This is a genomic window from Photorhabdus stackebrandtii, assembly GCF_011189495.1.
Classification (GTDB): Bacteria; Pseudomonadota; Gammaproteobacteria; order Enterobacterales; family Enterobacteriaceae; genus Photorhabdus; species Photorhabdus khanii.
In genome coordinates, this window is record NZ_PUJV01000035.1 from 18,590 (window position 1) to 31,511 (window position 12,922).

The following is a 12,922-nucleotide window of genomic DNA, read 5'->3' on the forward strand; positions in this document are numbered from 1 at the left end:
AATGGCTAATTTACCGGAAACCCCACAGTGGTCAGAGGGAGTGTATCAGATAGAAACCTCAGACCCCGTGTTAGGTGGGCCTGATGGTATTTCCAATCGGCAGGCTAAACAGTTGACCAATCGCACAAGCTATCTTAAACAGAAGCTAGAACAAAATGGGAATGAGTTGAGGGAACATTCTGAGGTGCAAGACCCACATACTCAATATGCACCGAAAGCCAGTCCCATTTTCACAGGAACGCCAATCGCCCCCACACCTGCTAAAAACGCTAATAATACTCAGATTGCAACAACAGCATTTGTGCAATCACTGACGAATACGGCGAATCAAAGTGCTGTAGCTGCAAATAACAACGCTAATAGCCGAGTACCATCCATTCGTAAAGTGAATGGAAAAGCGTTGTCATCTGATATTTCATTGAATGCCGGGGATGTGGGAAGTTATGCTAAATCTGAGAGCGATAATACTTTCTTGCGTATTTCTAGCGATAAAACCGCAACCGTTGGTAGTTTATTAATTGATAGTAAAACGCCTTTTCCTGAGCTACGTTTCAAATCGAAAGATGGGTATATGGTAGGAATTAATGGTTCGGAAGGAAAATTGTTACATGTTTATTCTAACGATCCGAGCAATCAGCGACGTTATAATATATTAATACCTGAGCGAAGCGGTACACTCGCATTACAAAATGCAGCTATAAAATCTGAAAATGGCTGGTGGCAATGTGGGGATACGGGAATCATTATTCAATGGGTTAAAGTTGCATCAAACCAACAGTCATGGGTAAAAATCAATTATCCAATTTCTTTTAAAAATCAGTTTATTGGCTATGTCGCAAGCATGTCGAGTATCAATACATCAACAGGTCACACATTAGTACGTAATGCAACATTATCGACGTTTGAATATCAAGCGGGCACTCCCAACAACAATGAAAATCCAGGCAAAGTTGTTCATATATTATTTTGGGGGGTATAAATGGTTTATTTCTCCAGAAAAGAAGGCGCTTTTTATAGTGAAGCCCATGAAGAATGTGTTGAAATAACAGCAGAGAAACACAATGAATTACTTACAGGGCAGTCACACGGTTTGTCAATTGTCAGTAATAAAGAGGGTTATCCAGTGCTTACTGAACGTGCTCCGTCCGTTTATCATAAATACGATGGTGAAAAGTGGATAATATCAGAAAGCGATGTGATAAAACTTAGGCAGGAACAGCAGCAACAAGCAGAACATAAAAAACAGCAACTTATGTTCACTGTAAGTAAACAGATAGCTCCGTTACAAGATGCTGTAGAGTTGGGGATGGCGAGTGATGAGGAAAACTCTCGGTTGACCGCTTTGAAAAAATATAGGGTATTACTAAACCGTGTTGATGCTAGCTTAGCGCCAGATATTTATTGGCCCGAAAAACCCAAAATTACGGAATAAGGGATCAATGGCCCTATTCTTATTTCTGATACGGTAACCAATTCCGTACCGTTACGGACTATATCTGGGATGATTCCAAAGCAGTATAAGATGTACGTGGATGGCATCCACTTGTAGATCATGGGATTACAAGTGGAAACGATTAACATAATGAGCGTTTAGACTATTTCAGAGTTAAAGGTTGCGTAGCTGAGTTTCTTTATTGGCTTTCTGATACAGAGTAAACAACATCGGCAATAGTGAGCTGATAGCAACCAGACAATGGCCTAACTGGCAAAGACTTTCTGGGGTGAATTCTACCACGTCATTAGCGGCAAAAGTAATAAGAGTATCTCCCAGAAAATGTAACCCATGACAGAGCCCAGCACTGTTAGCTTCGCAGGCTTCTTCTAGTAGTTCAATATCTTGTTCACTCATATCCGCCGTATCCAGTACTGATACAACACTCGCCATGTCGGAATAGAAGATATCGCAGTAGTTCTCAATGTCCGCAGTATTCTTAATATTCTTAGTATTAAGCATGGTTCAGTTCCCTCAGTGGTTTGCATGAGGCAAATACCAAAGGAAAGCCTGCTAGCAGAGTACAAGCTTCTATTTCAGTAGTAGCTAATATTGACATCATGCGTAATGGGGGAAGTTTGATTATCAGTCGGTTAGAACGGGCGTTAATAAATATATAGGGCTTTGAATGTGCGCGTATGTTACTATTAGCGTTAGCCATAGCATTAGCTCCAATAATGTTGTGGTCAGAAGCCCGGTTAGTGGTGAGACACTACCGGGCTCCGTTGTTTTTGAAACCCTTTGAATATACACTGGTGTATACAATATACATTAAATCATGGGGTATATACCTTGTCAATGCCAAATAAAAGATCTCCTCAATTTCCGATGAGATTAACAGAGGAATTTCGTCTCCAGCTTGAAGCGGAAATGAAGAAAGATGGTGATACGTCTTTGGCAACATGGATAAAACGAATTTTGCGTAAAGAGCTGCTGGCACGTGGTATTGAACCGAAAGGTTGAAGCATTTTGAAATACCAAGAGGCACCCATTCTAAGTGCCTCTTATTTTAAATTATCCTAATAACTTTAATATGCGTGTCTTAACCTACCGTAATCTGAACAGGTTTCCCTATACGGGTTAACATATTAACCAATGCGTCAATGGTGAATTTATTTACTTTTTTATTCACAACATCAGATACTCTTGGACGAGAAATGTGCAACACTGTTGCTACATCAGTTTGTTTTATTTTTTCATCTACAATCCATAGGGTAATTTCTCCTATTAACCGTTCTTTGATTTGCAGTGTGTTTTCTATTTCTCGTAAAGAGGTTGTATGAAGTTGCTGAGCTTCTTGCTCAGTAAAACCTAATTCAGAAAATATATTATGTCCGGCTGGAGTTGCCCTACGAATTTCAGTGTCAATTTTAGTGGTCATTTGATATTTCTCCGTTGCTGGATAACTGCGTTGTATCGCACTTTAGCGATATCCTTGTCCTGTTTATTCGTTTGTTGAGTTTTCTTCTGAAAACTATGTAATACGTAAATAGCTTCATCAAATTTAGCAACATACATAATACGATAAATACCTGTACTGTCTCTTAGCCGTATTTCTTTTACGCCAGAACCGATGTCAGAAAAGGGTTTCCAGTCTTCAGGATCTATTCCACACTGTATTCTGTGAAGCTGATAGCCTGCGTCTTTACGTGTGTCTATAGGAAAGGCTAACAAGTCTTCATAAGAAGAACCAATCCAGGCAATTTCTTTCTCTGTACCGCTCCTGATTTTCGTCATAGTTTTCCTTCCTTATTTATTTAATTGTATGCAATGCTAAAATCATGTGTAATGGGCGAGGTTCGATTATCAATCGATAAGAAAGGTACGTTATAAATGTATAGCGTTTTGAATGCGTGCGTATGTTACTATTAGCGTTAGCCATAGCTCCAATAATGTTGTGGTTAGAAACCCGATTAGTGGTGAGACACTACCAAGCTCCGTTGTTTTTGAAACTCTTTGAATATACACTGGTATATACAGTAGCATTAAATCATAGGGTATATACCTTGTCAATACAAAATAAAAGATCTCCTCAATTTCCTATGAGGTTAACAGAGGAATTTCGTCTCCAGCTTGAAGCAGAAATGAAGAAAGATGGTGATACATCTTTAGCAACATGGATAAAACGAATTTTGCGCAAAGAGCTGCTGGCACGTGGTATTGAACCGAAAGGTTGAATCATTTTGAAATACCAAGAGGCACCTATTCTAAGTGCCTCCTATTTTGAATTGTTAATATATGTGCTTTAACCCACCGTAATCTGAACAGGTTTCCCTATACGGATTAACATATTAACCAATGCGTCAATGGTGAATTTATTTACTTTTTTATTCACAACGTCAGACACTCTTGGACGAGAAATGTGTAACATCTCTGCTACTTCAGCTTGTTTCATTTTTTCATCCACAATCCATAAAGTAATTTCTTCCATTAACCGTTCTTTAATTTGCAGTGTGTTTTCTATTTCTTGTAAAGAAGTTGTATGAAGTTGTTGAGCCTCTTGCTCAGTAAAACCTAATTCAGAAAATATATTACGTCCGGCTGGAGTTACCCTACGAATTTCAGTGTCAATTTTAGTGGTCATTTAATATTTCCCCGATGCTGGATAACTGCGTTGTATCGCACTTTAGCGATATCCTTGTCCTGTTTATTCGTTTGTTAAGTTTTCTTCTAAAAACTATGTAATATGTAAAATAGCTTCATCAAATTTAACAACATACATAATGCGATAAATACCTGTACTGTCTCTTAGCCGCATCTCTTTTACACCAGAACCGATGCCAAAAAAGGGTTTCCAGTCTTCAGGATCTATTCCATGCTGTATTCTATGAAACTGATAGCCTGCGTCTTTACGTGCGATCTGTAAGGAAAGGCTAACAAATCTTCACAAGAAGGGCCAATACAGACAATTTCTTTCTCTAGTACCGCTCCTGATTTTTATCATAGTTTCCTTCCTTATTTGGATGTATAAAATTTTATACCATTCCGCGCAAAATTGCAAATGCAGAATTGAAGGAATTTGAAGCCTTACGAGGAAAAAATGTACGATAGGTATGTTTCAGGCCGCTGACAAGCCTCTCTATATCAAACGAAGCCCTATGTTGCCCAGGCCATACGCAGACACTATAAATAGTTCATGTCACAACAGCATGAAAGAATCGAGAGTCCAAGGCAAAGGCGGTCCAATCCAAGCATTGCAAGAACGATCAACCAAATACTGGCGAATGAAGAGCCCAAAGTTGTTACCAATCCACGGTTTCTGACATGGAGAAGCCTTGGTCGCGGTTTGAAACTGTTTTTCCTCAAACATTATGTTGAGGCGACTGGTAGTAAGTTGTGTCTCGATATCAAGTTGCCCTACAGGCTCGTACTACAGATTCAAGAGAAAAATGGGTAAATTGGATAAACTACAGTCATATCTATGACGGTTAGTTATGTAAAAACTTTTCAATAGATGAAACGCAATTACTGCTTCATTTATTGCGCGAGTGAGGGAAATTTATCGCGCGCGGCATCAGTAAAGTCAGCTAAAAAGAATATACCGCCACTTTAATCATAGTTATCATAATTACGATAATTTTACAGAATTAGGGGTTGAGGAGGGAGGGAGAACGTAAATCTATGGTCACCCTCGTTTTTGCAACACTCATTTTGATGAATTTTAGGCTTGCTTCATACACTGAACCTTAAGTATTAAGCCTCTCGAAAACACCCTCTAACCCATTATTTTTATTGGATTTTCCTTGGGGCAACTTCAACGCATTTTTGGCGAGATATTTCAGGGCCCAATCCAGATGGGATTCTATTTCCGACCAGGCATGATGAATAATCGCGCCCAATATCGGCAATAACCCGACATCAACATTTTTGGCGGCCTTGAGAAAGGAAACTGAAGGCAAAAACCGCCTTGCCAGACTATCAACGCCAGCAGACTTGCCCAGATGAGCCCCTCCGCTATCGCTTTCTGGCCGGTCGCAAAACCTGTCCAGTGGGTGTGGGATTTTAGTTCCCTGAACAGCAGTTCGACCTGCCAGCGACAGCGATAGACCGCCATGATGTCATCGGCGGTAAAGTGGGATGGCGGCAGATTGATGAGCCAGAAACAAAAGCGTTTTTCCTGCGCAAACCAACGCCGGATGACCCGAAATTCGAATCGGCCACGCCGACAGGTGAAATCCAGTATTTCAGCACGGTTGTTTTTGCGACTAATCTCCCGGAGTTTTTTGCCCGCCAGTGTCGGTAATTGTCGCCCCTGTCCATTTCGGGCGCTGACAATCAGGGGATTAAGCGACTGGCTTCCCCGAACGATAAATGCCCCCCCGGACAGGGAAAGTTGTTCGAAGTACCCGAAATCCACGTAACCGGCATCCGCCAGCAGCAATTTATTGCGTAGGGTGTGAGGGGCAGGCAGATAAGCCCGCTCGGAGGCCGTGTCTGCGGTCACCGTCATGGCGATGGGCGATTGGCTGAACAAAGACAGGGTCATATGGCACTCAACCGCCGCTTTCAATGGGCTGAAGCGACAGGGAAAAACCCCGGCTAACTCGGGGTGAACGTTGAATGAGCTGCCATCCTGCAAGAGGATATCGTCAAACTGGCTGAATTTTTTGGGTAAGGGTGGCAAAGCTTTTTCAATCATGAGCCATGGCGAACGTCACCCGCGTCTTCATAAAATCGGCGAAAGCGCTTTTACGCAACTGATTATGGAAGGGCTTATAGGCGACAGTGTGTTTTTCACTCAGACACATGCCGTTAAATTGCCGGTGCAGATCAGCGATGGAGGTGCAGTTTCCTTTGCTCAGTGCGGCTATCAGACTGAGAACCAGAGACTGTGGCCCAATATTTCTAAGCCGTTCCATAAAGCCACATCGGTGGGCGGTTTTTTTAAGAAAAGTGTGACTGAAGAATGGCATTAACTGAAGTTTTGTGGAGATAATTGTTATCGGCTTTATTCTCTGACTCTCGGTATTTTGTTTGGCGACAATTATCAGATCATAAATAAAGCCTTTTTTCTATCTAAAATAATCGGTTGGCGCTAAAGATCCTGTTTATGATATCGCTTTAGATAGTCAGCAACCTTAAATCCTGCCAAATTAACCGTTTTACCCATTTTTTTATTTCTTGGGTTATTTTTGTGGCTTTCTTTGCAAAATGACGGCGAGAAGCCCCCTGAAGATGAGCCTGTTTCGGGCAATATTCGTTTATTTCCTGATTTCTTTTCAACTTTTTGCTAATAGTTGAGTGATACATCAATGAAACGTTATGAAAAACCAGCTTTTTAAGCTGGAAATCTGGCATCTTTCTGTTTCAGTCAGTTATTTATAGGCTATAAGTGCATTTTCCTGTAGTGGAAAAGATATCTACTATAGCAACAGACCTTATGAAAAATTGTACTTATTAGTCGAATTTGCCATCTATAAGTATTTCTTGTGGAGTAGTTGGCAAAAAAGAGACAGAGTTAGGGAAAAATAACCATTGTTTGGTGTAGTGTATATTTCAGTTTTTCAGGTGCAGTATGCGGTATAAGTACCTAACACATTAAGCTAATTTTGAAAAGGTCTTTATGCTCAATTCAGGGGGTGCTTTGACCAGTGTACTTACCTGATGCTGTGATATTCATATTAATAAACTTGCTTATCGGTTTCTGACAAAAAGCTGGGATGAAGAATAGAGTATTACATTCGGTGAACTAGCAAGATGCTCCCTAGTGATTGCTAGTATATTGCAGAAAAAACAGCTAATACGTGAACGATTGCTTGAGCAACTGAATCCGCTATTCCGTTTCTCGTGGTGTTAATGGCCTGTTTTTTCGCGGAAGTTGTGGCAATTTGCTGTACAACTTGAAACATTGCTATCAGATGTTGATGCGTTTGATCCTCCTACTCCTAATAGTTCAGAGGGGATGTTCGGCGTTTTAAATTGGATGTTCCCGGCGATACTAAGCATGGGAATAGATTACTTTAACTTTAACTTTCTGATAAAGATTATGACCGAAAATCACATTTCCCTCACAGGGATAGCGAAGAAATATAAAAAGATTGACCACCTAGCTATTGCAGTTGTGTCACTGGATAAAGCGTTGAACATGTATGTAGAGATGCTTGGTTTTACCCTTGTGGAACGTCGAGTAACAAAGGGCGTAACCACCGCGATGGAATCCGCAATTTTACAAGGAAATGGCTATACGCTGGTACTATTACAGGGCACAGAATCGCAGTCTCAGGTGACACAGTACGTTGAACAGTATGGGCCTGGTGTTCAGCATGTTGCTTTTGAGGTGGAAAACTTGGAAGAAGTCGTAGCCGAATTAGAGGAAAACGGCATTGAATTTTCCACGCAGATTATTAGGGGGGGTAACTTGAAACAGATTTTCACCAAACGTGACAGTGAGTCAGGAATGATGTTTGAGTTTCTTGAGAGGCATGGTGAAGGATTTGAAGAAGAGAATATAAACAACTTGTTCCGGCAGTTGGAAAAGACACAACAAATTTAATAACGGTAACTGGAGACACTTATGCCACTGGCAATAGAAGCAAGCGACCTGGCTTTTCAGGAGCACGCTGACCTGAACACGATGTGTTTTCTCAATGAAGTCATAGAGCGATATCCTAATGCGATTTCGTTTGCCTCTGGTCGTCCCTCAGAGATTAATGCTCGGCCGGAAAAATGGTCGCAGTATATTGCGCTGTTTTCCCACTATCTGGCCGGAGCGCGTAATAAAAGCCATCAAGAGATTGGTAACTTGCTTGGACAGTATGGCGATACGCGCGGCATTATTAATCCATTGATCGCTAAGCAGCTATATCTTGATGAGGGAATTACGCTGGAGCCGGAAGAGATTTTGGTCACTAATGGTGCTCAGGAAGGGATGGTTATCTGCCTTGATACGCTGTTCTCTCCAGCGCATGATGTATTACTGGTGACAGATCCAGCTTATATTGGTATTACCGGTGCGGCCAGAATCAAAGGCATTGACGTGGTGTATGTTGAGTGCGATAGCGAGGGGCCGATTATCTCTGCATTGGAGTACAGCATCAATAGCATCGCTGCCTCAGGAAAGCGTGCACGTGCCATCTACACTATTCCTGATTTTTCTAATCCTTGTGGCAGAACCATGTCTTTGGCACGGAGAAAGGAATTGCTAGTTTTTTGTTATGCACGAGCATTGTTTGTTTTAGAAGATAGCCCTTACCGTCTGTTTGATTATACGCATCACCAACAACCGACACTGCTTGCCTTGGATAACGAAGCAGTGGTTATTCATATCGGTACTTTTGCCAAAACACTATGTCCAGCGGTGCGTATTGGTTATTTGATTTGCCGAGCTCACGTAAAACGGGGGGAGCTGGCTATACCGCTGATTAATGATATGACCCGTGTGAAAAGCTTTATTTCCGTAAATACCGGGCAAATCGCTCAGGCTATTGTGGGAGGATTCCTGCTGGAGAACAATTGTTCATTAAAGCAAATCACGCAGAGTATCAGTGAACACTATCGGGCAAAGCGGGATCGATTACTACACAGCCTGACGTGTTTCTTTACTGAAAAAGATCTCATTATCTCATGGAATATGCCTAATGGCGGCTTTTTTCTCAACCTGAGTCTACCTTTCAACCTGACTATGCAGGATATTGAGCGTTGTGCTGCTGAGTTTGGCGTGATTGTAGTTCCAACGGCGATATTTTCCAATTCAGATCGTTACAACAATGTACTCAGACTTTCTTTCAGCTATGTTGAATTTGACCTGATTGAAGAGGGTGTGCGTCGATTGTCCTGCTTTATTGCCGATCGGAGGAAAAACTCATGAGATGAGAAGAGCTGTTTCTTGTCCGTAGCATTATTAACCCAGAGGGAATAAATGAAGGTAAGCCAGCCAGTATTGTCACTGATAAAGAAGGGCATATCGCTTTCAATTTGATCCATAAATCGTTGGGTGGGGGAACCTGAACCGCCCACTTTGACGCAGCTTAAACAGCATAAAGTGAATCTTTTAATACATGGCAACGGGTTGAACAGACTGAACATGACTACCTTGCACAGAAATCAGATGAGCAACAAATTACTTAACGTGGCGGATTACCGCACTTTGGCGAAGAAAAAATTACCAAAGATAATTTTTGACTACCTAGAGGGCGGTGCGGAGGATGAAAAAGGGCTACGCTATAATCAGCAGATTTTTGATCGCTGGCGTTTTATACCCCATCGATTAATTGACGTTAGTAAAAGGGATATTTCATGTACTTTGTTTAATAAGGTATGGTCAGCACCTTTTGCTATTGCTCCTACTGGGCTTAATGCCACTTTTCGGCCAAATGGCGACTTGATTCTTGCCCGGGTGGCAGCGAAAGAGAACATTCCTTTTATACTCTCCAGTGCGGCGAACATGACAATTGAAGATGTGGCTAGACAGTGTGATGGAGAAAAATGGTTCCAGCTTTATGTAGTATGTCCCGAACTGGCAGAACAGATGGTGAAGCGGGCGTTGGCCTCTGATTACACCACTTTGGTAATTACCGTTGATGTTACGGTTAATGGCTATCGGGAACGGGATATACGTAACCAGTTCTGTCTGCCTTTGCGCTATCGTCCCGCCGTGCTGCTTGACGGCTGCCTTCATCCAAGCTGGTTGCTGCGCTTTTTATGTAACGGAATGCCTCAATTGGCGAATTTCGTCATGACGGAGAACATAGGCGTAGATGTTCAGGTCGCAGTAATGAGTCGACAAATGGATGCTAGCTTTAACTGGCAAAGCTTGGAACAGTTGCGAGCTTTATGGCCACATAAGCTCCTGGTGAAAGGGCTTGTCCGACCAGAGGACGCTAAAAAATGTATTGAACTGGGGGCTGATGGTGTAATCCTGTCCAATCACGGTGGGAGACAGCTTGATGGCACACTTTCCCCAATGGAAACGTTAAGTGCCACGGTACAGGCGATGTATCAACCTGTCTTGATCGATAGTGGCTTCCGTCGAGGATCTGATATCGTTAAAGCGTTGGCTCTGGGAGCAAATATGGTGTTGCTGGGAAGGGCAGTATTGTATGGCCTTGCAGCGACTGGTGAACAAGGCGTCAGTGAGGTGATCCGTTTACTAAAAGAAGATATCGAACGTACATTGGCGCATATAGGCTCCCCTTCAATCAGGGGGTTGACTCCCGATTTTGTTCACAATTGTTGGCAGTTTGCAACGGTCAAATAAAACCGGACACCGTTATAAATGATGAGAAGATAAAACCTTCTCATCGCTTATGGAGCAACGGGCTTTCCGTTTTTAGGTGCTATAAGAATCTGTGGGAATATATTTGAAAAACTTACGGTTTTGTTCTTGCAGCTCTACCGCCGAGCACCTCAATCTGACGGAAGGATGCACAGGCAATGCGTTCTGAGATGATTTCCCGCATCTTCGCTATTGTATTTTGGCTCAATTTAGCGAAAATCACGTCACTGAGTATGCGGCAAGCTATCGCCAATATAACCAGAATACTGAAGTACCAGACGAGTGAGGAATAGTTATTGTTGGGGGTTGTCAATCAGGGCAAGATCGCGAACGTTTTTTGACCACGAATAAATAAGTTGATTCGGACAAATAGCTGTGATCTTATACTCCCTTTTGGGAGTCAATACCATGTATCTTGAGAGTTTCACCGACCATTTCTCGGATATTGAAGATCCACGTCAATCCGCCAAAGTGGCTTACCCTTTATTTGACATTCTTTTTGCCTCACTTTGCGCTGTTATCGCGGGTGCTGAGGGCTGGAGTGATATTCAAGAATACACTGAAGGTCACCACGACTGGTTTCTTAAACAAGGGATGTTCAAGGAAGGCGTTCCTGTTGACGACACCATTGCACGGATTATTTCCCGCATCAAACCTGAACAGTTTAACCTCTGCTTTATCAATTGGATGAACTCCGTTCATCAGCTCACCAAAGGCGAATTAGTGCTGATTGACGGTAAAGTCCTGCGCGGCTCTTATTCTCGTGAAGCGCGTTATTCGACTCTCCACAGGGTCAGTGCTTACGCGGCCACGAACCAACTCGTCATTGGTCAGGTGAAAACCCAAAATAAGTCAAATGAAATCACCGCCATCCCTGAACTGATTAAGCTGTTGGAACTGAAAGGGGCACTCATTTCCATTGATGCGATGGGATGCCAAACCCAGATAGCCCGGGAAATTATTGATGCGGGAGCGGATTATCTGTTGAGTGTGAAAGCCAATCAGAAAAATCTCCACCGGGCAGTCAGGGAGGCACTGGCGCAACCGCTCTCGTTGCCCTTGACAAGAGAAAAAGGCCAAATAGAGCAGCGACATGGGCGTATCGAAGTCAGGCAAAGCCACGTTATTGATGCCACGTCATTAGCATCCCATTTCCCAGAATGGCCTGAATTAAAAACGGTTGGTGTGACCGTAGGATACCGACAAGAAAAAGGCCAATCCCCCAGTCTGGAATACCGTTACTACATCAGTTCAGCAACGTTAACAGAAGAACAGTTTGCTCAAGCCGTACGCAGCCACTGGCAGATCGAGAATAATCTTCATTGGATACTGGATGTCGCCTTCCGGGAAGATGCCTGCCAAATCTCTCATAAAAACGCCCCGGAAAATATTGCGCTCTTGAGGCGGATAGCGCTAAATAGGCTAAAAAAAGAAACCACTCAATTAAGTATCAGAATGAAACGTAAACGAGCCTGGATGAAAATGGGTTTTCTGGAACAGGTATTACAAGCGGGCTTTTCTAGTTTGGATGATATTTGAACATTCGTGCGGTTGCCTTGGGTTGTCAATACTCTGTTTAGTAATGTGACCAATGAAGTGCTAAAAATGCCATTGGCAATGCTGCCAGAGGTAGCGATGGAAAGTGTCCAGCGCGAACGATATAAAAATGTGAATAAAATCTGTTTGATTGTCGAATATTCATTTATCATCCCATAAATTGGTGTGTAACTAAGTGGAATGGGGTATTTGAGTAAAATTAATCGATACTTTATGAAGTGAAGTAAGATAATTCCCTAATGTAAGGCTGTGATTATGAGTCATATTTACTTTGTAATCCTATATTATTACGGTTGAATTTATTAACTAAATAATTTATTTGATAAAGTAGATAGTTTGATAATAAATAAAAATCTAAAATGATGCATTTAACTAATAAATGCAATTGGCGGATTCGACTAATAAGAGCTAATTTACTATAGTGAGTATCTGACCTCCATAGGAGAATGCATTATGGTTTATACACAATTAAGCGAAGCAGAAAGATAACAGGTTTTAAAAAAATCGGTTTTTCATAACCATTTATAGATACTATACCCACTTAACTTGAAGATGCAGGATTCAGAACCTGGAAGTTGTCATTAATACGGCACGACAAGTTCCCGGCCAGTTCCGGTAATATTTCCGTAAAAAAGCGATGTATTGCCTGTTTGAACAAG

General features: G+C 42.0%; 16 protein-coding genes and 3 pseudogenes. 9 read left to right on the forward strand and 10 right to left on the reverse strand.

Features of this window, described 5'->3' with window-relative positions:
- Position 1: 1 nt before the first annotated feature.
- Positions 2 to 979 carry a gp53-like domain-containing protein gene (locus C5470_RS22990; RefSeq protein ID WP_242688140.1) on the forward strand — a complete coding sequence of 326 codons (978 nt, stop codon included), beginning with the start codon at positions 2 to 4 and terminating at the stop codon, positions 977 to 979.
- On the forward strand, positions 980 to 1,432 hold the full coding sequence (locus tag C5470_RS19340) for a tail fiber assembly protein (protein ID WP_166291332.1): 453 nt from the start codon (positions 980 to 982) through the stop codon (positions 1,430 to 1,432).
- A 174-nt stretch (positions 1,433 to 1,606) separates the two neighbouring features.
- Here C5470_RS19340 and C5470_RS19345 read toward each other — a convergent pair whose 3' ends face one another.
- Entirely contained in the window at positions 1,607 to 1,954 is a 348-nt protein-coding gene (locus tag C5470_RS19345) for a hypothetical protein (protein ID WP_166291334.1), read from the reverse strand.
- Positions 1,947 to 2,153: a hypothetical protein gene (locus tag C5470_RS19350; RefSeq protein ID WP_166291336.1), complete on the reverse strand. Its 207-nt coding sequence runs from the start codon at positions 2,151 to 2,153 to the stop codon at positions 1,947 to 1,949. The genes C5470_RS19345 and C5470_RS19350 overlap by 8 nt, the downstream gene beginning before the upstream one ends.
- Before the next feature lie 137 nt (positions 2,154 to 2,290).
- Here C5470_RS19350 and C5470_RS19355 point away from each other — a divergent pair, with 137 nt between their 5' ends.
- On the forward strand, positions 2,291 to 2,455 hold the full coding sequence (locus C5470_RS19355) for a hypothetical protein (RefSeq protein ID WP_152963025.1): 165 nt from the start codon (positions 2,291 to 2,293) through the stop codon (positions 2,453 to 2,455).
- A 79-nt stretch (positions 2,456 to 2,534) separates the two neighbouring features.
- On the opposite strand, the gene C5470_RS19360 is transcribed toward C5470_RS19355, so the two are convergent.
- Both C5470_RS19360 and C5470_RS19365 read right to left on the reverse strand, forming a co-directional pair.
- Positions 2,535 to 2,873, reverse strand: a complete 339-nt coding sequence (locus C5470_RS19360) for a helix-turn-helix domain-containing protein (RefSeq protein ID WP_049583127.1) — start codon at positions 2,871 to 2,873, stop codon at positions 2,535 to 2,537.
- Positions 2,870 to 3,229, reverse strand: a complete 360-nt coding sequence (locus tag C5470_RS19365; protein WP_049583128.1) for a type II toxin-antitoxin system RelE/ParE family toxin — start codon at positions 3,227 to 3,229, stop codon at positions 2,870 to 2,872. The genes C5470_RS19360 and C5470_RS19365 overlap by 4 nt, the downstream gene beginning before the upstream one ends.
- Positions 3,230 to 3,351: 122 nt before the next feature.
- On the opposite strand from C5470_RS19365, the gene C5470_RS19370 reads away from it, so the two are divergent.
- Positions 3,352 to 3,669 (forward strand): hypothetical protein, encoded by a 318-nt coding sequence (locus C5470_RS19370; RefSeq protein ID WP_166291304.1) that lies wholly within the window; start codon positions 3,352 to 3,354, stop codon positions 3,667 to 3,669.
- A gap of 68 nt (positions 3,670 to 3,737) precedes the next feature.
- Here C5470_RS19370 and C5470_RS19375 read toward each other — a convergent pair whose 3' ends face one another.
- From C5470_RS19375 to C5470_RS23000, 4 genes and pseudogenes are all read right to left on the reverse strand, one after another.
- Positions 3,738 to 4,076, reverse strand: coding sequence for a helix-turn-helix domain-containing protein (locus C5470_RS19375; protein ID WP_036843600.1), 339 nt, complete (start codon positions 4,074 to 4,076; stop codon positions 3,738 to 3,740).
- Positions 4,077 to 4,169: 93 nt separating this feature from the next.
- Positions 4,170 to 4,352: a type II toxin-antitoxin system RelE/ParE family toxin gene (locus tag C5470_RS23825; protein ID WP_422615546.1), complete on the reverse strand. Its 183-nt coding sequence runs from the start codon at positions 4,350 to 4,352 to the stop codon at positions 4,170 to 4,172.
- An 826-nt stretch (positions 4,353 to 5,178) separates the two neighbouring features.
- Positions 5,179 to 6,435: pseudogene (locus tag C5470_RS19385) on the reverse strand (IS4 family transposase).
- A 136-nt stretch (positions 6,436 to 6,571) separates the two neighbouring features.
- A pseudogene (locus tag C5470_RS23000) lies at positions 6,572 to 6,807 on the reverse strand (IS30 family transposase); the annotation flags it as partial.
- A 671-nt stretch (positions 6,808 to 7,478) separates the two neighbouring features.
- Between C5470_RS23000 and C5470_RS19390 the strand changes: the two are divergent.
- The 3 genes from C5470_RS19390 to C5470_RS19400 all read left to right on the forward strand — a co-directional run bounded on the left by C5470_RS19390 (position 7,479) and on the right by C5470_RS19400 (position 10,688).
- Complete coding sequence (locus C5470_RS19390; RefSeq protein ID WP_166291338.1) at positions 7,479 to 7,985, forward strand: VOC family protein; 507 nt, start codon at positions 7,479 to 7,481, stop codon at positions 7,983 to 7,985.
- Positions 7,986 to 8,006: 21 nt separating this feature from the next.
- Positions 8,007 to 9,299, forward strand: a complete 1,293-nt coding sequence (locus tag C5470_RS19395; protein WP_166291340.1) for an aminotransferase-like domain-containing protein — start codon at positions 8,007 to 8,009, stop codon at positions 9,297 to 9,299.
- Positions 9,300 to 9,539: 240 nt separating this feature from the next.
- The gene (locus C5470_RS19400; protein WP_166291341.1) at positions 9,540 to 10,688 is read left to right on the forward strand and encodes an alpha-hydroxy-acid oxidizing protein; all 1,149 of its coding nucleotides are present in this window, start codon (positions 9,540 to 9,542) and stop codon (positions 10,686 to 10,688) included.
- Between the two features lie 112 nt (positions 10,689 to 10,800).
- On the opposite strand, the gene C5470_RS19405 is transcribed toward C5470_RS19400, so the two are convergent.
- Entirely contained in the window at positions 10,801 to 11,019 is a 219-nt protein-coding gene (locus C5470_RS19405; protein ID WP_166291343.1) for a hypothetical protein, read from the reverse strand.
- A gap of 95 nt (positions 11,020 to 11,114) precedes the next feature.
- On the opposite strand from C5470_RS19405, the gene C5470_RS19410 reads away from it, so the two are divergent.
- Positions 11,115 to 12,245 carry an ISAs1 family transposase gene (locus C5470_RS19410; RefSeq protein ID WP_166291345.1) on the forward strand — a complete coding sequence of 377 codons (1,131 nt, stop codon included), beginning with the start codon at positions 11,115 to 11,117 and terminating at the stop codon, positions 12,243 to 12,245.
- Positions 12,246 to 12,251: 6 nt separating this feature from the next.
- Positions 12,252 to 12,422 carry a hypothetical protein gene (locus C5470_RS19415; protein WP_166291346.1) on the forward strand — a complete coding sequence of 57 codons (171 nt, stop codon included), beginning with the start codon at positions 12,252 to 12,254 and terminating at the stop codon, positions 12,420 to 12,422.
- Positions 12,423 to 12,804: 382 nt separating this feature from the next.
- On the opposite strand, the pseudogene C5470_RS19420 reads toward C5470_RS19415, so the two are convergent.
- Positions 12,805 to 12,922, reverse strand: a pseudogene (locus C5470_RS19420) (IS630 family transposase); the annotation flags it as partial.

Bases quoted from the DNA above. Each gene is read 5' to 3' on its own strand.
- C5470_RS19340 (WP_166291332.1), top strand. From the start codon at position 980: ATGGTTTATTTCTCCAGAAAAGAAGGCGCTTTTTATAGTGAAGCCCAT.
- C5470_RS19360 (WP_049583127.1), bottom strand. From the start codon at position 2,873: ATGACCACTAAAATTGACACTGAAATTCGTAGGGCAACTCCAGCCGGA.
- C5470_RS19345 (WP_166291334.1), bottom strand. From the start codon at position 1,954: ATGCTTAATACTAAGAATATTAAGAATACTGCGGACATTGAGAACTAC.
- C5470_RS19400 (WP_166291341.1), top strand. From the start codon at position 9,540: ATGAGCAACAAATTACTTAACGTGGCGGATTACCGCACTTTGGCGAAG.
- C5470_RS19365 (WP_049583128.1), bottom strand. From the start codon at position 3,229: ATGACGAAAATCAGGAGCGGTACAGAGAAAGAAATTGCCTGGATTGGT.
- C5470_RS22990 (WP_242688140.1), top strand. From the start codon at position 2: ATGGCTAATTTACCGGAAACCCCACAGTGGTCAGAGGGAGTGTATCAG.
- C5470_RS19410 (WP_166291345.1), top strand. From the start codon at position 11,115: ATGTATCTTGAGAGTTTCACCGACCATTTCTCGGATATTGAAGATCCA.
- C5470_RS19350 (WP_166291336.1), bottom strand. From the start codon at position 2,153: ATGGCTAACGCTAATAGTAACATACGCGCACATTCAAAGCCCTATATA.
- C5470_RS19370 (WP_166291304.1), top strand. From the start codon at position 3,352: ATGTTACTATTAGCGTTAGCCATAGCTCCAATAATGTTGTGGTTAGAA.
- C5470_RS19375 (WP_036843600.1), bottom strand. From the start codon at position 4,076: ATGACCACTAAAATTGACACTGAAATTCGTAGGGTAACTCCAGCCGGA.
- C5470_RS19395 (WP_166291340.1), top strand. From the start codon at position 8,007: ATGCCACTGGCAATAGAAGCAAGCGACCTGGCTTTTCAGGAGCACGCT.
- C5470_RS19355 (WP_152963025.1), top strand. From the start codon at position 2,291: ATGCCAAATAAAAGATCTCCTCAATTTCCGATGAGATTAACAGAGGAA.
- C5470_RS19390 (WP_166291338.1), top strand. From the start codon at position 7,479: ATGACCGAAAATCACATTTCCCTCACAGGGATAGCGAAGAAATATAAA.